17 protein-coding genes and 1 tRNA gene are annotated in these 17,798 nt (G+C 56.6%); 10 read left to right on the top strand and 8 right to left on the bottom strand.

The window, feature by feature from the left end:
* The first annotated feature begins 244 nt into the window (after window positions 1-244).
* The 6 genes from EXR70_09440 (at window position 245) to EXR70_09415 (ending at window position 8,433) form a co-directional block, all read left to right on the top strand.
* A complete protein-coding gene (locus EXR70_09440) occupies window positions 245-1,255 on the top strand; it encodes an extracellular solute-binding protein (protein MSP38699.1) in 1,011 nt (336 codons plus the stop codon).
* 12 nt (window positions 1,256-1,267) lie between these two features.
* A complete protein-coding gene (locus EXR70_09435) occupies window positions 1,268-3,025 on the top strand; it encodes an iron ABC transporter permease (GenBank protein ID MSP38698.1) in 1,758 nt (585 codons plus the stop codon).
* Between the two features lie 232 nt (window positions 3,026-3,257).
* Window positions 3,258-4,250, top strand: coding sequence for an ABC transporter substrate-binding protein (locus EXR70_09430; GenBank protein MSP38697.1), 993 nt, complete (start codon window positions 3,258-3,260; stop codon window positions 4,248-4,250).
* A 98-nt stretch (window positions 4,251-4,348) separates the two neighbouring features.
* The gene (locus tag EXR70_09425) at window positions 4,349-4,774 is read left to right on the top strand and encodes a TIGR03668 family PPOX class F420-dependent oxidoreductase (GenBank protein ID MSP38696.1); all 426 of its coding nucleotides are present in this window, start codon (window positions 4,349-4,351) and stop codon (window positions 4,772-4,774) included.
* A 62-nt stretch (window positions 4,775-4,836) separates the two neighbouring features.
* Entirely contained in the window at window positions 4,837-7,857 is a 3,021-nt protein-coding gene (gene glnE, locus EXR70_09420) for a bifunctional [glutamate--ammonia ligase]-adenylyl-L-tyrosine phosphorylase/[glutamate--ammonia-ligase] adenylyltransferase (protein ID MSP38695.1), read from the top strand.
* Window positions 7,858-8,043: 186 nt separating this feature from the next.
* A complete protein-coding gene (locus EXR70_09415) occupies window positions 8,044-8,433 on the top strand; it encodes a hypothetical protein (GenBank protein ID MSP38694.1) in 390 nt (129 codons plus the stop codon).
* Here the strand turns inward: EXR70_09415 and EXR70_09410 are convergent.
* From EXR70_09410 to EXR70_09385, 6 genes are all read right to left on the bottom strand, one after another.
* On the bottom strand, window positions 8,430-9,206 hold the full coding sequence (locus EXR70_09410; GenBank protein MSP38693.1) for an acyl-ACP--UDP-N-acetylglucosamine O-acyltransferase: 777 nt from the start codon (window positions 9,204-9,206) through the stop codon (window positions 8,430-8,432). The two genes, EXR70_09415 and EXR70_09410, sit on opposite strands and share 4 nt — an antisense overlap.
* 12 nt (window positions 9,207-9,218) lie before the next feature.
* Window positions 9,219-9,419: a DNA gyrase inhibitor YacG gene (gene yacG / locus EXR70_09405; protein ID MSP38692.1), complete on the bottom strand. Its 201-nt coding sequence runs from the start codon at window positions 9,417-9,419 to the stop codon at window positions 9,219-9,221.
* A gap of 14 nt (window positions 9,420-9,433) precedes the next feature.
* Entirely contained in the window at window positions 9,434-10,405 is a 972-nt protein-coding gene (locus EXR70_09400; GenBank protein MSP38691.1) for a 4,5-dihydroxyphthalate decarboxylase, read from the bottom strand.
* Between the two features lie 161 nt (window positions 10,406-10,566).
* A tRNA-Gly gene (locus tag EXR70_09395) sits at window positions 10,567-10,641 on the bottom strand.
* Window positions 10,642-10,799: 158 nt separating this feature from the next.
* On the bottom strand, window positions 10,800-11,597 hold the full coding sequence (locus EXR70_09390) for a hypothetical protein (GenBank protein ID MSP38690.1): 798 nt from the start codon (window positions 11,595-11,597) through the stop codon (window positions 10,800-10,802).
* Window positions 11,598-11,600: 3 nt separating this feature from the next.
* Window positions 11,601-12,410: a sigma-70 family RNA polymerase sigma factor gene (locus EXR70_09385; GenBank protein ID MSP38689.1), complete on the bottom strand. Its 810-nt coding sequence runs from the start codon at window positions 12,408-12,410 to the stop codon at window positions 11,601-11,603.
* Here EXR70_09385 and EXR70_09380 point away from each other — a divergent pair.
* Complete coding sequence (locus EXR70_09380; GenBank protein MSP38688.1) at window positions 12,321-13,277, top strand: aldo/keto reductase; 957 nt, start codon at window positions 12,321-12,323, stop codon at window positions 13,275-13,277. The two genes, EXR70_09385 and EXR70_09380, sit on opposite strands and share 90 nt — an antisense overlap.
* 44 nt (window positions 13,278-13,321) lie before the next feature.
* Window positions 13,322-14,137, top strand: coding sequence for a polysaccharide deacetylase (locus EXR70_09375; GenBank protein MSP38687.1), 816 nt, complete (start codon window positions 13,322-13,324; stop codon window positions 14,135-14,137).
* Between the two features lie 69 nt (window positions 14,138-14,206).
* Here EXR70_09375 and EXR70_09370 read toward each other — a convergent pair whose 3' ends face one another.
* Window positions 14,207-15,250, bottom strand: coding sequence for an ornithine cyclodeaminase family protein (locus EXR70_09370; protein ID MSP38686.1), 1,044 nt, complete (start codon window positions 15,248-15,250; stop codon window positions 14,207-14,209).
* A gap of 117 nt (window positions 15,251-15,367) precedes the next feature.
* On the opposite strand from EXR70_09370, the gene EXR70_09365 reads away from it, so the two are divergent.
* Window positions 15,368-16,390, top strand: coding sequence for an extracellular solute-binding protein (locus tag EXR70_09365; protein MSP38685.1), 1,023 nt, complete (start codon window positions 15,368-15,370; stop codon window positions 16,388-16,390).
* 26 nt (window positions 16,391-16,416) lie between these two features.
* Here the strand turns inward: EXR70_09365 and EXR70_09360 are convergent, their stop codons facing one another.
* A complete protein-coding gene (locus EXR70_09360) occupies window positions 16,417-16,908 on the bottom strand; it encodes a 6-carboxytetrahydropterin synthase (GenBank protein MSP38684.1) in 492 nt (163 codons plus the stop codon).
* Window positions 16,909-16,956: 48 nt separating this feature from the next.
* On the opposite strand from EXR70_09360, the gene yqeC reads away from it, so the two are divergent.
* Window positions 16,957-17,793 (top strand): putative selenium-dependent hydroxylase accessory protein YqeC, encoded by an 837-nt coding sequence (gene yqeC, locus EXR70_09355; protein MSP38683.1) that lies wholly within the window; start codon window positions 16,957-16,959, stop codon window positions 17,791-17,793.
* Window positions 17,794-17,798 lie beyond the last annotated feature (5 nt).

Below are 17,798 nucleotides of genomic sequence, written 5' to 3'. Positions count from 1 at the left end.
GCCTCAACCACGGTGATCTCGCTGCGATATACTCGTTGAATTACGTCTAGTCGTTTCTCGTCTTTCATTGTCAGGGTTGTCATCCTTCCACCCTGACATAATTACGTTGCCGTTAACCCCTGACATAATCACTTTGCTACAACAGTCGGCAAACCTTTGCTTGACTCACCAGGTGAAATCTGAAAACATCGGCTCCGCTTCGGGCCGACCATCCGTCAACGTAATATAAAGGAACCGTGGCAGCATGAGCAAAAAATTATCCGCCTTCATAAGCCTACTGTTTGGCGTGCTAGTCATTTCCACCGGCGCTGACGCGCAAAACGCCAAACTTATCGAAGCCGCCAAAAAGGAAGGCAAGATCGTCGCCTACGGTTCCCTCGAGTCCGACACGATGGACTCGATCATGCAGTCCTTTCACAAAAAGTTCGGCATCGAGGTCGAATACTTTCGCGCCTCAGCAACCAAAGTGATGGACCGGGCGATGAGCGAGTTTCGCGCCGGTAAACCGCTCGCCGATGTGATCGTCACCGCCGACAACGTCATGCGCCTGATGCAGAAAGACGGCTTCTTTCAGAAATACGATTCGCCGACCAATAGCGATTTTCCCAAGGATGTCATCGATCCCCTGCTTGGCCCGCGCTACCGCAACGTCGTCATCGGCGTGGTCTATAATAAGTCTGGTTTGAAGCCCACTGAATATCCCAAATCGTTGGACGACCTCGCCAAGCCGCAATACAAAGGCAAGATCGTCATGCCCGACCCGACCCAGCACACCACGACGACCCAGTGGCTGGCGAGTTTGTATAAAATCATGGGCAAGGAGAAAAGCGAAAAATTCATGCGCGACCTCGCCGCCAACAAGCCGGCCTGGGTCGAATCGCTCTTGCCCGCCGCCGAACGCGTCGCCAGCGGTGAATTCCCCGTCGCGATCACCTACGTCAAGTACGCTTACATTCACGGTAAACAGGGCGCACCGGTGGATTATGTCAGAGACGCCAAATTAATCGGCGACGCCAGCTATATTACGCTGGGAAGTAAAGCGCCTCATGTCAATGCCGGCAAAGCCTTCATCGACTACTTCCTCGACGACGAGAGCATGAACACGATGTCGAAACTGGGCGAATTCGTCAACCGCAAAGGCATCTTGCCGCCGCTGGCCGGTGCCGACAAGCTCGGCTTCGTCGAGATGGACGATCTCAGCACCAAAGAGTTCGCCGACAAGAAAAAAGAGTACGAGAAAATTTTTCTCCGCTAACTGGATCTATTCGTGTCGGTCGACCAAACTATTATTGCTGGCGAGCCGCCGCTGACTTCAGCCTGGAGTCGCTCCCGCGTCGGTGCGTTCTTGAGCCAACCGATCAGTTGGGTGTTTCTCATCGTCGGCGGCATCATCGCCTTTCTTAGTCTCTACCCGACCTATTTTCTTTTTTACGGCAGCCTCACCGACGCGCCGCTGGGAGTCCCCGGCCACTTCACGCTGCAAAACTACGTCAAAGCCTACAGCGATCCCGAAGCCTATTCGCTGATGTTGAACTCGTTCATCTTCGGCATCGGCGCTTCGGGACTTTCGGTGCTCTTCGCGCTGGCGTTGGCGTGGATCACGATCCGCACCGACGCGCCCTGGCGCCGCTTGTTTGAATTGACGGCGATCATCCCAAACATCTTGCCGCCGATCTTAGTTTCGATCTCCTGGGTGATGTTGCTCAACCCGAGCAATGGTTTGATCAACGGCCTGTTCGTGAGGCTCTTTGGCATGGAGAAGGGGCCGTTCAACATCTACTCCATGCCGGGGTTGATCTTCGTCGAGGCACTGATCCTGACGCCGCTGGCGTTTTTGATCGTCGCCGCGGCAATGAAAAGCATGGACCCGTCGCTGGAAGAATCGGCCAAGACTTTGGGATCGAACGAATTCGGCGTCATGCACCGCATAACCTTCCCGCTCATCCGACCGGCAATCCTCGCCGCGGGAACGCTGAACTTCGTCCGTGCCGTGGAGAGTTTCGACACGCCGGCGATCATCGCCCTGCCCGCGCGCATCGAAGTCTTCACGACGAAGATTTGGCGCGAAGCGTTGGGCTCGTTTCCGACCAATCACAACCTCGCCGCCGCCTACGGTGTCGGCATTCTCTTCGTCGCCTTGTTCTTCGTCTATCTCTATCGACGCTTCACTTCCCAAGTAGAGTCATTTTCTACGGTCACCGGCAAAGGCTTTCGCCCGCACCAGATCGAGCTCGGCCCCTGGCGCTACGCCGCCACCGGTGTCGCATTCTTTTTGCTAATCCTGCTAGTCGTGTTGCCGATTTTAGTTTTAACGTTAGTGTCAATCCTCCCCTACTACCACGTGCCGACCTGGCAGACCTGGCACAATTTAACTCTCTCGCATTTTCAATATGTCTGGGCCACGCCGCGCGTCCACAAGGCGTTTATCAATAGTCTGATCCTCTCGCTGGTCGGCGCCACGCTGTGCATGTTGCTGGCGTCGCTGGCCGCCTACATTACCGTTAGAACGAAAATCGCCGGGCGCGGCTTGATCGAAGGTTTGGTATTCATCCCTTGGGCGTTTCCCGGCACGGCCATGGCGCTAGGATTGCTCTGGGCCTATGTCGATTTTCCGATTCCGGTTTATGCGACGATCTGGATCATTCTCATCGCCTACGTCACCCGCTTTTTGCCCTACGGCCTGCGTGCCGTCACCAGCACGATCATCCAAGTGCACAAAGAATTGGAAGAAGCCTCCATCGTCTGCGGCGCCGGATTTCTCGCCACCTTTCGGCGCATATTGATTCCGATGATGCGTCCCGGCGTGATGGCCGGCTGGATCATTCTCGTGACCATCTTCATGCGCGAGTTCAGCGCGACGTTATTTTTATACAGCCCCGGCGCCGAACCGCTCGGCCCGCTGCTTTATTTTCTCTATTTAGACGGTATGCGCGGCCGAGTCGCCGCCATCGGTCTGGTCATCTCGCTGATTTCGGTAATTCTAATCGCCATCGCCCAACGCTACTCGCGCTGGGACACGAAGTAAGACAAATCCGAATTTCGAAGCACGAAATCCAAAACAAATTCAAATGACCAAAAACAAAGGGAATGTTCCAAGCACGGACTATTCGGATTCGGCGTTTTGGATTTTCTTTGGGTTTTGTTTGGCCCTCGTTTGTTTCGATCCGCGGGGCCGCTTTCGATATTCGAATTTCGGATTTTTTTGGTTTAGCGACTCAGCGTCACGACTCACGCATAGATTTTCGGGAGGATAAAAAGTGGAAAAATTATTTCTAACCGTCGGCTGCGGCAACTACGACCGCACCGTCGCGCTGCGCACCGGCGACGTGCAAGCTGAAGGCATTCGCATCAACTACGTGCCGCTGGAAGCCGAAGAGATTTTCTGGCGCATGGGCCATCATCAGGAATTCGACGTTTCGGAAATGTCGTTGTCCAATCACGTCACCATGATCAGCCGCGGCAACTCGCCGTTTGTCGCCATCCCGATTTTTCCGTCGCGTTACTTCCGCCACTCGTGCGTGTTCATCAACACCGACTCGGGCATCAAAACGGCGGCCGATTTCAAAGGCAAGAAAATCGGCGCGCCGGAATATTCGATCACCGCGGCGGTGTGGATTCGCGGCTTTTTGAACGACGACTACGGCGTCAAGACCGCCGACATGCACTGGTTTACCGGCGGCCAGGAAGAAGCCGGCCGAAAAGAGCGGGTCAAGCTCACCCTGCCGCCGGAAATCAAACTCGACCCGATCGCCGATGACAAAACGTTGAATGGAATGTTGGAGAGCGGCGAGATCGACGCGCTGATTTCGGCGCGCGCGCCGTCATGCTTCGTCAAAGGCAGTCCCAAAGTAAAGCGCTTGTTCCCCAACTACAAAGACGTGGAAATCGAATATTACAAACGCACGAAAATGTTTCCGATCATGCATGTGTTGGTGATCAAGAAAGAAGTCTACGAAAAAAACCAATGGATCGCCCGCAGCCTGTACAAAGCCTTTTGCGAAGCCAAAGACGTAGCGATTAGAAACATGCACATCTCGAACACCATGGCCTGCACCCTGCCGTGGCTGCCTTGGGAGCGCGAACAGATGCGCGAGATCTTCGGTCCCGACTGGTGGCCCTACGGCGTCGAAGCCAACCGCCACTTGCTCGAACATTTAATTCGCTACATGGGCGACCAGGGTTTGTTGGCGCGCAAACTCACCGTCGAAGAAATCTTCGCGCCCAATGTGGTGGGAGAGTTTAAGATCTAGGAAGGCAATAGGCATGAGGCAACAGGCAATAGTAAGAGGAGAATTCCGAGACTCTTTGCTGCTCACTATTGCCTAATGCCTGCTGCCTATCGCCTTTTATGTCGCTCCTCACGGCTCGTGCCTCGCGCCTTCTCCGCTCCGCCCGCACGGCGCATCTCGCGACGTCAGACAACTCCGGCCAGCCCCACGTCATTCCGATCTGTTTCGTCTACGACGGCAAACGATTCTTCTCGCCCATCGACGAGAAACCCAAACGCGCCGCGCCGAGCAAACTCAAGCGGCTGAAGAACATCGCCGAAAATCCCAACGTCGCTTTGGTCATCGATCGTTATGATGAAGACTGGCGCAAGCTGGCTTACGTTCTGGTATTCGGCAAAGCGCGCGTGTTAAGCCGCGGCGAAAACCATCGGCGAGCCGTGCAACGATTGCGCAAAAAATATCCCCAGTACTGGACCATGGCCATCGGCAAGCGGCCAATGATCGCGATCACACCCGTGCGGGTGACGAGTTGGGGCAATTTCTAAGTCGAGAAACAAGAAATCGCCGACTCGTTGCAATGCTACGACCGAGGATTTAGCTTCGCTTCATGGCTATGAAAATAAGCCCGTCGGTCATCACCCGTCGCTACCGAAAACTGCTCGAAGAAAGTCCGTCGCCCCGGCTCGCGGAAAATAATTTGCAGCGGCTCATCGCCGCAAGCCATCCTCAGACACTCATAAAGATCCCTAACAAGCAGCTAATCGACCTGCTCCGTCTCCTCGGCAGCAGCGCGTTTCTCAGCGACGTGCTGATCCATACCGGAGTAAACTGGCCCGATTTCTTTAGACGCCAAATTTCCCTTCGTCAGAAAACCGTCGCCAAACACCAGCACTATCTCCAAGCCGTCATCAAGAAAGCCGCGAGCTTCGACGATTTCTGCGCCGCCCTGCGCCGCCACAAACAGCGCGAATACCTGCGCATCGGCACACGCGATCTGCTGGCGTCGGTGACCATGGAAGAAACCGTGCGCGAGCTGACCGCCTTGGCCGAAGCGTCACTGCACGCGGCTTACCGTTTTTCCCGCACCGAAGTGGAAAAAGATTTTGGCCAACTCAACTCGCCGGGATCGAACAAGCCCAATCGTTTCGTCGTCATCGGCATGGGCAAGTTGGGCGGGCGCGAGCTTAACTTCAGTTCCGATGTCGACGTCATCTTTCTCTACCAAGACGATGAAGGGGAGAGCAGCGGTGGGCGCAAAGGCAAAGTCGGTCCGCGGGAATTTTTCAGCGCCGTCGGGCAGAAAATTATTAACGCCATGGGCGATGTCACCGAAGACGGATTCGTTTTTCGCATCGATCTGCGCTTGCGCCCGCTCGGCGCCAACGGTCCGTTGGTGCAGTCGGTGAATTCGGCGATGCTCTATTATGAGTCCTGGGGTCAATGTTGGGAACGCGCCGCGATGATCAAAGCGCGGTCGGTAGCAGGCGATGTCGAACTCGGCGTTAACTTTCTCAAAGAACTCGAACCGTTTATCTATCGACGCTACCTCGACTACACCACGGTCGACGAGCTGCGCCATATGAAGTCGCGCATCGAAAACGAACTGCTCACCAGCGACGGCAAAGAGCGAAATCTAAAGCTCGGCTACGGCGGCATTCGCGAGATCGAGTTCTTCACTCAAGCGCTGCAACTGGTCAACGGCGGTTACGAGGTGAGTTTACGCGGGCCGAGCACGCTGCCAGCGTTGGCGGAATTGGCACGGCTGAAATTCATTTCAATAGAAGAGCGCGACCAACTGATCGCAGCCTACCGCTTTCTCCGCCAAGCCGAGCATAAAGTGCAAATCGTCCAGGAAGGCCATGTCCACTCGATCCCCGAAGGTCAAGACGAAGAGCAAGCCTACGCGCGCCGCATGGGCTACACACGCAAAGGTAAGCAAAGCGAGCGCGAACTTTTCTGGCGCGATCATCATCGCTACACCAATACCGTGCGCGGCATCTTCGATCGGCTCTTTTACAGCGCGCAAAAAGAGATCGCGAGCGAAGGCGCCAGCCTCGAGAGCGCGATCTGGAATGATCTCGACAATGAGCCGGCGATCACCAAGCAATTGGCCAAGGTGGGCTTCGCCGAGCCGGCAAAAGCTTATGAAAATCTGCTCGCCGTGCGCGACGGCGAAATCTACTCGCCGCCGAGCCCCAAACGCTTGAAAGTCATGCGCACGTTGGGCCCGGCGCTGATCGCCGAGATCGCCAAGTCAGGCGCACCGGATCGGGCGCTGTTCAATCTCGCCGATTTCAGCCACCGCATCGGCGGGCGCACCGGCTTTCTGACGCTGTTGGCGGAGAAGCCCGAGACGATGCGGCTGCTCATCACGCTATTCGCCGACAGCCAGTTTCTCACCGATCTGTTCCTCAAGCGCCCAGAGATCATCGACACCTTGATTCGCGTCGACCTGACCCGCATCGAGAAATCGAAGAGCACGATGCTCGCCGAACTTAGCACCGCGCTAGCAGAATTCACCGACCTCGAAGACCAGCTCAACGCCCTGCGCCGTTACAAGACCGAAGAGTTCATCCGCATCGGCTTACACGACCTCGGCGGCAGCATTGAGTTGATGCCGGTGTTGCACCAGCTTGCCGACTTGGCTGACTCCTGTGTGCAGGCAGCGCTGGATCTAACATTGAGAGAACTGACGGCAAAATTTGGCGCGGTGACGAAAGGCCGATTCGTAGTCATCGGCGGCGGCAAGTTGGGTGGCCGAGAGATAGACTACAATTCCGATCTCGATCTGGTGTTTATCTATGATGCCGCGGAAAACGCCGAGAGCGCCGGCGGACCGCAGGGGAAATTACCGGCTCATGAATATTTCGTCCGCCTCGGCCAAAAGCTTCCTACATACTTATCGGCGCCAACGAAAGAAGGCATCGCCTATAAGATCGACATGCAACTGCGCCCGTCAGGCAAGGCGGGGCCGATTGTCTGCGCGCTCGACGCTTATCGCGACTATCACCAAAGCGCGGCGCAATTGTGGGAGCGCCAAGCGCTGATCAAGACTCGCTTCATCGCCGGCGACCCAAGCCTCGGCAAAGCGGTCGAGAAAATCATCGAACGCTTTGCCTACGGCGACGAACTTCCAACTGACGGCGTCGCGGAGATCCATCATCTACGCATGCGCATGGAGCGCGAGCTTGCCGGCGAGGATGACACGCGCTTCAATCTCAAGAAAGGCCGCGGCGGCTTGGTCGATATCGAGTTTCTCAGCCAAATGTTGCAGCTCGCCCACGGCCATCGTTTGACCCGGCTGCGCCAGCGCGAAACCTTGGCGGCGCTCAACGCTCTGCAAGAAACCAAGATCATCACAACGGCAGAGCATAAGTTGCTCGCCGACGGTTACCTATTCCTGCGCCGGCTCGATCACCGCTTGCGCCTGGAGCGCGACCAATCCATCGACGCCTTCGACGCCGAGCCCGGCCGCATCGATGGTATCGCCAAAGCGTTAGGCTACGGCCATGCGACCAAAACCGGCCCGCGCTCAGCGCCAAAACTCGGCGCTAAACTCTTGCAAGACTATCGACAGCGTCGGGAAAAAATCCGCGCCTGCTATCAGCGCTACTTTTTAGCTGGGTAATTGAATAACGTTATTCTGAAAATCTATCGTTACTCAGAACAGGCTGAGTATTTTATTGACTGTAATCACTAACTACTAAGTTGGCCGTTACTCTGACGTTAAGCAATAATAAATTTATCCCATAAATTTAAATTTTTATAAAATTCAATTATTGACAGTAACACATCTCTGCGTTATCTTCGGGGCATGAAAACACAATTGCTCAAGGGCATTGCCCTAGCGTCATTGGTTACCGTAATGTCGAGCCCTTTGTTCGCGCAGTCAGCGGATCAAATCGCTGAGCCTGTCGGCCAAGAGGCGGGTTACGGTGTCGGAGCGGCTCTCGCTAGCGTCTTTTACATTCCCGCCAAGGTCACCTACGCGGGATTGGGATTGCTCACGGGCGGGATTGGTTACGTGTTGAGCGGCGGTCGCGCGGATGTCGCCAACAACATCATCTATCCGGCGGTGCGCGGCAACTACGTGGTCACGCCGAGTCACTTAAAGGGCAGCGAGCCGATTTATTTCGTCGGTGCCGCGCCGGATGCGCCGCAACCCGAGAAGATCGCCGCCGCTCCGTCAACACCACGACCCTAATCGGCGCCGAAGCAGACTCCGCGCTTCGAACTTTTGATGAAATTCAAGACGGCCAACACATCGCTGTTGGCCGTCCCGACTTCCTCTACTTCTTTGACCGCCAATGCCAAATTCCGCCCCTTGCGGAACAAGATGCGAAACGCCGCCCGGATCGCGCGTATCCGTTTGTCGTCGAATCCCGCGCGTTTCAAACCCACCACGTTGACGCCGCGCACGGTGTGTTGCCAATCCATGATCGCGTAGGGCGGCACGTCGCGGCTGGTGCCGCTGAGGCCGCGCATCAGCGCAAAATCACCGACGCGCACGAACTGATGCACCACGCAGTTGCCGGAAATAAACACATTATCGCCAACCTCAACATGGCCGCCGAGTAAAGCGCCGTTAGCGAGGATAACGTTATCGCCGAGCTTGCAGTTATGGCCGACGTGGGAAGTCGCCATGAGAAAATTATCATTGCCAATCACCGTCGCCGAGCCTGCCGCCGTGCCGCGATGCACCTGAACATATTCGCGAAAGATGTTGCCGTCGCCAATCTTTAAATAGCTTTCCTGCCCCTTGTAAGCTTTGTCCTGAGGCGCGTCGCCAAGCACCGCGCCGGGATGAATCTCGTTGTCCGCGCCGATCTCGGTCCAACCGGTGAGATAAGCATGGGCCATCACCCGGGTGCCGCGCTTGATCTTGACCGCCCCTTCGATGACCACGTAAGGACCGATCTCAACTTCCGAGTCAATCTCAGCTTTGGGATCGATAATAGCGCTGGGATGAATGGTCATGGGAAAAACCAGCTAACGAGCTTCATCGTCGTCGTCATCTAATTCGCTCAGCAGCGCGTCCAAATCGTCATCATCGCCAGGAATCTTAAAACGCTCTTCGGTCCAGGCACCGAGATCGATGGTCCGGCAACGCTCGCTGCAAAACGGCCGGCAGGGATTTCCTTCCCAGGAAACTTCTTTACGGCAAGTTGGACATTTCACCACGAGCGCCATAAACGTCTCCGCGGTCAATCATCCGTGTCGACAAACATTTCTTCGACCGCGAGCTTTTTCTCCATCAGCCCCTGATCGAGCGAATAGCCGACAAAGCGTTCAAGATTGGCGCGATTCATTTTCAGACCGTGGGGCCACGGATCGTCGCCGAAAGCGGCGCGCTCTTCTTCGAATAAATGGCGCCCCCAAACGAAGCGTGACCAGTTGGGATCGTCATAGTATTCGAGGCAAGCCTTTTTCGCCTTGTCGAAGGCACCAGCGACGCTTTTCGCCAGCCAAGGATCTTTATTTAGGACGGAATCTTTGAACGCCACCACATGCATGATCGGATAGTAACCATTTTTTTTAAAGTACTTCGCCTCTTCCGTCTTAGGATCGGCGAACAACCGGCGAATATTACCGCCACCACGTAGCGCTTCCTTGGGTGGATGAGGCACCATCAGCGCGGCAATCTCGCCTTGCTCCAACATCGCGCCGATTTTTTGTCCCGGCTTGACAAGCTGCATACGCACGCCGTCCATAGGCTTCAGCGGCACCGCTTCGTCTTTGGAAATATACCAGTCGATGTCGCGCCATGGGACACTATATTCGGATTGCAAATCGCCCTTGGCCAGCACCGAAAGAGTAGTCTGAAACGTGCTCAGGCCGACTTTCTTGCCGAGCAAATCCTTCGGCGAGTTGATTCCCGCGTTCTTGTTCACCCACATCTGCGACAAGCTAAACAGCCGGCGGGGAAACACCGGGATCGCCGTAAACGGCATGCCGCGACTCTTGGCGATCAGATACGATGATAGCGACAGCTCGCAAATATCGAACTCGCTCTTTTGCAGCATGCGCTCGTGACGATCCTGGCCATGCTTGAGCGGACTCGACTGGCCGACTTCCAAGACCTGCAAGTCAACGCCATTCGCCGTCACCGAACCGTCGAACAACGGCAGATGCCGATCATAATGCGATAAAGCCAAAGTAAGTTTCAGTTGCGCCATAATCTCTCCCAACCAACGTCTCGTTTCTGCTTACTCATTTTCCCGCTGATTGTCCACCCGAAACGGCAACGAGGAGCCCGCGAGTGCGCGGATGCAACGATAATGTTGAAATGACTTGTAGATTCTTCAGATCTTTGGTCGATAAAGCGATGAAAGATTAATGGAGCGGGCGACGGGGCTCGAACCCGTGACGTCCAGCTTGGGAAGCTGGCATTCTACCACTGAATTACGCCCGCTCAGCGCCAGGGTAGATGGGCAAGTGAAGAGTAAGGAATTGGCGCCAGGTTGTCAATCAGAGCTGGGAGATTGGAGTGTGGAGTGCTGGAGTGTTGGGCGATCCGGACCGAACCATCACTCCATCATTCCAATACTCCAACACTCCAATCCCACCCGATCACGCGTGCGCCGATTTGCCGCGCAGCAAGGCCAGCAAATCCGCCGGCGCCATTTTTGAAACTAGCAAACAGATCACGCCGCCTTCGCGATGCAGCACGCCGTTCAGGCCATCGCGCGAAAACGAGTAGAAGTTAAGCCGCATGTCGGAGTCGTAGAACTTTTCCGCTTCGCCGGGCGCGTCGGTTTCGCCGCCGAGAAAGGTAAAGCAGGTGACCGCCGGACCTTCACCTTGGTAAACCGTCACTAACACTTCGCGGCCGCCGATGCGCTCGACGAAGCCCGCGACCGGGTAGAGCTTCATCATCGAGAAATCCAACACCACCGGCTGAAAGCGCTCGCCCACCGCGCGCGCCAATTTACGCCGTACTTCAACCGGATCGTTGGAACGAACCAAAGTAGTTTTGCCGCTGAGAATCTTTTGATGCGTCGCCAATGCCGCCATGCCGACGTTCGGCGCTGGCCATTTCACGTAAAGCAGCGTCGCTGCCGCAATCAGCACAGCCGCCAACGCAATGGTCGGCCGCCAGGTGAAAGCTTCGAACCACGCGCCGAATCGCGCCGCCTGTCTGGATTCACGGCCGGCGAGCTTGCCTTCGATCTCGCGACGCAGCGCCAGCGGCGCCGTAACCTCCTGGCTGCTGGCTTGGATCTGCCGCTTCAAGAGACTTTCCTGCTCGAACGTCAGCGCGCAATCGGCGCAAATTTTTAAATGCGCGTCGATAGCGACTCGTTCGTCAGCGCGCAGCTCGTTGTCGACTCGCGCCGTGATCAGTTCTTGGGCTTCCTCGCAACGCATGGCTTATCGATCCGCCCCGCTTTTGCCCAGGTATCCGCTCAATTGTTTGTGCATCAGTTTGCGACCGCGCGACAGACGCGAACGCACCGTGCCGATGGGGCAAGAGAGAATTTCCGCCGCCTCGGCGTAAGAAAAGTCGCCCATGTCAACCAAGACGATCGGCGCGCGGAATTCTTCGGGGATTTTTTTCAATGCCGCGCCAACCTTGACGCCGAGATCCTTTTGCAAGAATTGTTGATCCGGTGCCGCTTGATCGGTGCGCACAGTTTGCCAAGAATCCTTACCCTGGTCGGCGTCGGATAAATCGTCGATGGCGACCATCCGTTTGTTACGCGCATAAGAATCGAAAAAGAAATTATAGAGTATTCGCGTCAGCCAGGCCTTCAGATTGCTGCCGGGAGTGAATTGGCTGTAGGCGCTGAACGCCCGGGCGCAGGTCTCCTGCACGCAGTCCCGCGCTTCGTCATCGTTGCGCACCAGATGAAACGCCACCCGGTAGAGATGATCGAGATAGCCGAGGATCTCCGAAGAAAATCTCTCCCGCCCTGCTACTTGCTGGCGCACATCGCTTCGAGTCACGGCCGGGCCATTGTAATAGAGCGTGTAGGTCGTGTCCAATCGCGTGGTTCTCCACGGCCATAACGAACCGCTCGGCGAAAAAGTTCCCAGACCGCTTGCAGCCGTTGTGCACCAGACACTTGCAGTAAACCGCGTCGCTGTTTTATGTTGAGTGTCATGAAATACCGCCTGCTCGGCAAAACCGGCCTCCGCGTCAGCGTCATCGGCCTCGGCACCATGGTGCACGCCGGCCATTTCGGGCCGATGAAAGATGACGAATCCCTCGGCGCCATCGATACCGCCCTCGATTTGGGCGTCAACTTCATCGACACCTCGGACGCCTACGGCGCCGGCTACTCGGAAACCTTGCTCGGCAGCGCGCTCAAAGGCAAGCGCGACAAAGTCATACTCGCCACCAAGGGCGGCAACGTCATGACCGGGCCGAACCGCGGCAAGCGCATCTTCGCCGCGGATTACATCAGCCGGGTGATGGACGAAAGTTTGCAGCGGCTGCAAACCGACTATATCGATCTCTATCAACTGCACAATCCCACTGTCGACGTCATCGAACGAGGCGAAGTGTGGGAGGTGTTGGCGCGCGCCAAACAAGCGGGCAAAATCCGCCACTACGGCGTGTCGATCAATTCCATGGAGGAAGGCGTCGCCGCGGTCAAAGACGGGCGCGCCGAAACCATTCAAGTCGAATATAACTTGCTGGCCCAGGAACCGGCCGAGAAAATTTTTCCCTTGGCCGGGCAAGCCAATGTCGGCATCATCGCCCGCGTGCCGCTGCGCCGAGGAATTCTCAGCGGCAAGATGACCGTCGCCGACGAACAACGCTTTCAAGGCGAAGATGTCCGCGCCCGCAGTTTCAAAGGCGAGCCGTTTAAACAGGAGTTGGCCAAAGTCGAGCAGCTGCGCCTTTTAGTTCACGGCGGGGTTCAAACCATGGCGCAAGCGGCGCTGGCGTTCTGCGTCGCCCATCCGGCGGTAAGCATCACCATCCCCGGCGCGCGCAACCAAGCGCAAATGCGCGACAACGCCGCCGCAGCGGAAGTGGAAATTCCCCAGAGCGATCTCAACCAAGTCGCCACCCTGTGGCAAAACGGTTTCAGAATTTAGCGAATTGCCCACGAACACGAACACGACCATCACACGGAGCAATCATGGCGCAAACAATCACCAACTGGCCCGCCGAAAAAAAACTCACCGTCATGGTGACGATCATGTTCGAAGTCTGGTCGGACGGCAAAGCGCCGCCCTATTCGCCGATGACCACTTCGCTCAAGCCGGGCACGCCGGATTTGTTGGGCATCTCTTGGTCGCAGTATGGTGGCAAGACTGGCATCTGGCGCTTCATGCGCATCCTCGACGACACCGATGTCAAAGCGACCGTCTGTTTGAACGCCAAAGCAGCGGAGCTGTTTCCCGAAGCGGTAAAAAAATTACACGCCAGCGGCCATGAGATCGCCGGCCATTCTTACACTCAAGATTTAGTATTGCCCTATCTCGAACCGGAAGAAGAAAAGGCAGTGATTCAACGCTGTAAGCGGATCATCACCGAAGCGGTCGGCACAGCGCCGGTCGGTTGGTTCAGCCCGGTGGCGGCACCCACGGTGCACACCGCGGAATTCTTAGCGGAAGAAAATTTTATTTGGCACGGCGACTACAACGACACCGACCTGCCCTACTTAGTCGAAACTCCAAAAGGCCAACTGGTCGCCATCGCCCACAGCGACTTCACCGACAACCGCACGCTGCGCTCGAGCCCGCGGGATTTTTACAACGTGCATAAAGATACCTTCGACTACCTGCATAAACACGAAGCGCCGTCGCTGCTCAATCTCACCGTCCATTGCCACTTCGGCGGCCGGCCGCTGATGTCGGCGATGTTGCACGAACTGCTCCGCTACATGAAAGGTTTCCCCGATGTCTGGTTCGCGCGCCACGACCAAGTCGCGCGCTGGGTGCTGGCGCAGTGACGTTGACGAGCAGATGGCTGTCTCCCGTCAATCGTGTCGATCATTCCATTAACCAGTCGTTGCGCAATGTCAGAATTCAATGCCCATGCCCTGCGCGCGCGCCAATGAAAAAACTTTGCTAGCAATCGCCACGTCCGCGATGCCTTGCCCGGCATTGTTCTTGAATAGCGTAATCTGCTTTTCATCGACACGTCCCGGAATCATGCCATTGAGCAACGCGCCAAGTTCGCCAACTCTTTGCCAGGTTAAAAAGCCTGCCTGAACCGGATCGTAAAGATCGCCCTGCTCGTCTTGAATCGCCTGTTCGCGGGAATTGACCACGATCACGTCGCTGCGCCGGATCGTCGTGTCGTCGAGTTCACGCCGTTTGGTGGCGGCGATGCCGGCGTTGACCAAACCGACGTTGCCGCCCATGATCGACGTCACATGGGTGCCGGGCTCCAACCAGTCGCCGTCGAACACCGCGACATTGGAATTGGTCGCGGTCAAAACCACGTCGGCGCCTTGCAGCGCTTGTTGCGCGCTCGCCACCGGTTGCAAATCGCAGGGAACGATTTTTTCCATCATGCGGCAAAATTCATTGCGGGTTTTCTCCGTGCGGCAGAAAACTTTAGCGCTTTGAAAGTTGCTAATTTTTGATAGCGCCAACAAATGATACTTGGCTTCGCCGCCAGCGCCGAGGATACCGAGCCTCGTGGCGTCCTTGCGGGCCAGACAGCGGGTTCCGACCGCGCTGGTCGCCGCCGTGCGCATCGGCGTCGGCCGCTCCGCTTCGATTTCGCGCAACCCAATTCGACCGACGATCATCCCTTGGAGCGACGCGTCTTTGGTGTCGAACAGAACCGTCACCGGACCGCCCATGTTGTGGTAGGTCTGCACTTCCTTCGACACCGCCACATGTTCGGCGTGGGCGAGCACGCCGATGCCGCCCAGCGACGGCACGCCGCCGGGATGAACGCTCACGCGCACACCCTCGGGAGTGGTGATGCGCCGGCGCGGGCCGTTGAGCTCGGCGCTACGGCCCCATTCACGGAAGCCCGCTTCCACCGCATCGATCGCCGCTTCCATGGTCAACAATCCGGTGACTTCCTCGGCGCGAATTAAGAATGGCATTGAAGGTTCTCCTTAAAACATGGTTGAACGAGACAGTTACTACACCGACTGTTGCATTGACAAGCCACGACGCCGTGCCTATCGTCGGCCGAGATTGACGATCACGGAGAGCTGACGATGAAAAAATATTGCCGGACCTACTATGCGCTCGCCCCTTTACTGATGCTCGCCGGTCTGTGCGGCGCTTCTCGGGCAACCGCCCAAAGCGCCGACATCGAGGCGGCAAAAAAAGAAGCCAAAGTCGTCGTCTACGCCGCCGTGCCGCCGCAGACCATGAAGGTCATCAATGAACCTTTTGAAAAAAAATACGGCATCAAGGTCGAATACTGGCGTGCCTCGACCACCGGCGTGTTGGACCGCGCGCTCAACGAGTGGCGCGTCGGCACGGCGCCCTTCGATGTTATCGAGGGCAACAAGGGGCCGCAATATATTCTCAAGGCCGAAGGTATTTTTGCCAAGTACCAACCGCCGGCGGCGGGCAAATATCCCAAGCAGTTTCTCGAAGCCGATCAGCTGCTCACGCCGTGGCGCTTCAATCCCATCAGCATTCTGTACAACACGACTTTGGTCAAGAAGGACGAGGCGCCGAAAACCATTCAAGATCTGCTGCTCGCCAAATGGAAAGGCAAGATCACGATCCCCGATCCGGCGCGCCATACGACGACGGCGCAGTTTCTCGCCGACTTGGACAAGTACGAAGGCGTCAAGTGGCGCGAGTTCGCCAAGAGCTTAGCCCAGCAGCAACCGTTCATGGTCGAGTCCTTCGCCCCCATCGTCAACACCGTGGTCAAAGGCGAAGCCGCGCTGGGTTTGACCTATTTAAAATATGTCGGACAATACAAAGGCCCCATCGACTTCGCCCGGTTGAATAAATATCTCGCCGACGTGAATTACTTGGGCGTCAACCGCAAAGCGCCCCATGGCAACGCCGGCCGCCTCTACATCGAATATATTTGCTCGTTGGAAGGTCAGAAAGCCATGGCCGAGACCGGGGAATTCGTGCTCTACCCACAAGTCGCGCCGGCATTTCCCGGCGCCGATCAAGTGCCGCAGCGGACGATTTTCATGGAAGAGCCGAGCGCGGAAGAATTCCAGAAACTGCGCGACGACATGCGGCAAATTTTTCTGCTGCCGAAATAGCCGAGCGCGGTGAATCTAATCCTCGGCTAAAACTCGCCTTGGTAAATGCCCCGTTGGCCGCGCGCCTCTTCGACGCCGACTTCCAGAGAGCGGATCTTGGCACCGGAAAATTTTTGCTTGATGCCGCGGCGGATCAGATTGGCCACATGTTCGGCCAACAGCTCGGTGCTGGTGTTCACCAGCGGTAGCAGAATGACGTCTTGCTTCGGCAAAATGATCTTTTGCCGGCGATAGCGCACTTCGATCTCGCTGGCGCGCCGGCGCACTTTGAGGTTGGGACTGTCGCGCTGAATCAGCGTGCGGTGATCGAGGCCATCGCAGATCCGTTTCACCATCGGTTTGAACGAGATAAAATCCAACACCACGCCGGCGCGGTCCAACTCGCCTTCGAGCTTCACCGACACTTGATAGTTGTGGCCATGCAAAGGTTCGCGCTGGCCGTTGGCGAAGATGAGAAAATGCGCCGACGCGAAGTTGAAATAATCCTTGGCCACTTCGATGCTAAACGTTCGTGACATGGCACGGACGTTAACCAAAAGCGTTCACCCTTTCAAGCCGAAGCCGTCATGGACGCAAGCTCGATCAAAACGAAAACCAGACTTTTTGCTTGCATCTCCACGGTGAAAGAGTTAGGTGACAGGGCCATGCAGTTGAGCGAAGCGCTGGGCTTGCGCCGCGGCGAGATGGCGGCCTTGATCGGCGCCGGCGGCAAAACCACGACGCTGTTCCGTCTAGCGCGCGAACTGCGCGACCAAGGCAGCAAAGTTCTCGTCACCACCACGACCAAAATGTTCAAGCCCAACAAGCCCCATGTCGACCGCCTGTTTCTCGTCGAGCAACTCGCGGCGTTGCGCGAAGCTTGCGCCGACATCGCGGCGCCGGTGGTGATCGGCGCCGGCGCGGCGATCAATGAAGAGGGCAAGTTGCTCGGCATTCCCCCTGATTGGCTCGATGCCATGAACCAGTCCAGTCAATTCGATGCGATCCTAGTCGAGGCCGACGGCGCGGCGTCACGATTGTTCAAAATTCCCGGCGACGGCGAGCCGGTGATTCCCGCGAGTTCTCAGTTAACCATTTGGTTGATGGCGATCGGCGTGCTCGACAAGCCGCTTGACCCGGCTTGGATCCATCGCGCCGAACGGGCCACAGCGCTGTTGCAAGTTGACGAAAAAGAAATGATGACCGAGGAACGAATCGTTGAACTGGTCCAACATCCAGCAGGCTGTTGGAAAGGGATACCAGCGGCGAGTCGCCGCGTCGCCGTGATCAATCAAGCCGACAGCCCGGAGCAGGTGGAGCGAGCGCAAAGTCTGGCGCAAAAACTGCTCGGCTGCGGCGTCGAAAGAACCGTGATCACCAGCTACGCCGGCCAAGAACCGGTCAAAGAAGTTGTCCAGAGCTAATAAAA

The organism is Deltaproteobacteria bacterium (assembly GCA_009692615.1).
Lineage (GTDB): Bacteria > Desulfobacterota > Binatia > UBA9968 > UBA9968 > DP-20.
The sequence above is the reverse complement of the archived record's forward strand: the minus strand, read 5'-3'. Positions and strand labels throughout refer to the sequence as shown.

Coding starts and splice junctions, on each gene's coding strand:
- yacG (MSP38692.1), bottom strand. CDS start 9,419: ATGGCGCTCGTGGTGAAATGTCCAACTTGCCGTAAAGAAGTTTCCTGG.
- EXR70_09370 (MSP38686.1), bottom strand. CDS start 15,250: ATGCCATTCTTAATTCGCGCCGAGGAAGTCACCGGATTGTTGACCATG.
- EXR70_09440 (MSP38699.1), top strand. CDS start 245: ATGAGCAAAAAATTATCCGCCTTCATAAGCCTACTGTTTGGCGTGCTA.
- EXR70_09380 (MSP38688.1), top strand. CDS start 12,321: ATGTTGAGTGTCATGAAATACCGCCTGCTCGGCAAAACCGGCCTCCGC.
- yqeC (MSP38683.1), top strand. CDS start 16,957: ATGGACGCAAGCTCGATCAAAACGAAAACCAGACTTTTTGCTTGCATC.
- EXR70_09415 (MSP38694.1), top strand. CDS start 8,044: ATGAAAACACAATTGCTCAAGGGCATTGCCCTAGCGTCATTGGTTACC.
- glnE (MSP38695.1), top strand. CDS start 4,837: ATGGCTATGAAAATAAGCCCGTCGGTCATCACCCGTCGCTACCGAAAA.
- EXR70_09360 (MSP38684.1), bottom strand. CDS start 16,908: ATGTCACGAACGTTTAGCATCGAAGTGGCCAAGGATTATTTCAACTTC.
- EXR70_09375 (MSP38687.1), top strand. CDS start 13,322: ATGGCGCAAACAATCACCAACTGGCCCGCCGAAAAAAAACTCACCGTC.
- EXR70_09385 (MSP38689.1), bottom strand. CDS start 12,410: ATGGCCGGCGTGCACCATGGTGCCGAGGCCGATGACGCTGACGCGGAG.
- EXR70_09425 (MSP38696.1), top strand. CDS start 4,349: ATGTCGCTCCTCACGGCTCGTGCCTCGCGCCTTCTCCGCTCCGCCCGC.
- EXR70_09410 (MSP38693.1), bottom strand. CDS start 9,206: ATGACCATTCATCCCAGCGCTATTATCGATCCCAAAGCTGAGATTGAC.
- EXR70_09400 (MSP38691.1), bottom strand. CDS start 10,405: ATGGCGCAACTGAAACTTACTTTGGCTTTATCGCATTATGATCGGCAT.
- EXR70_09365 (MSP38685.1), top strand. CDS start 15,368: ATGAAAAAATATTGCCGGACCTACTATGCGCTCGCCCCTTTACTGATG.
- EXR70_09390 (MSP38690.1), bottom strand. CDS start 11,597: ATGCGTTGCGAGGAAGCCCAAGAACTGATCACGGCGCGAGTCGACAAC.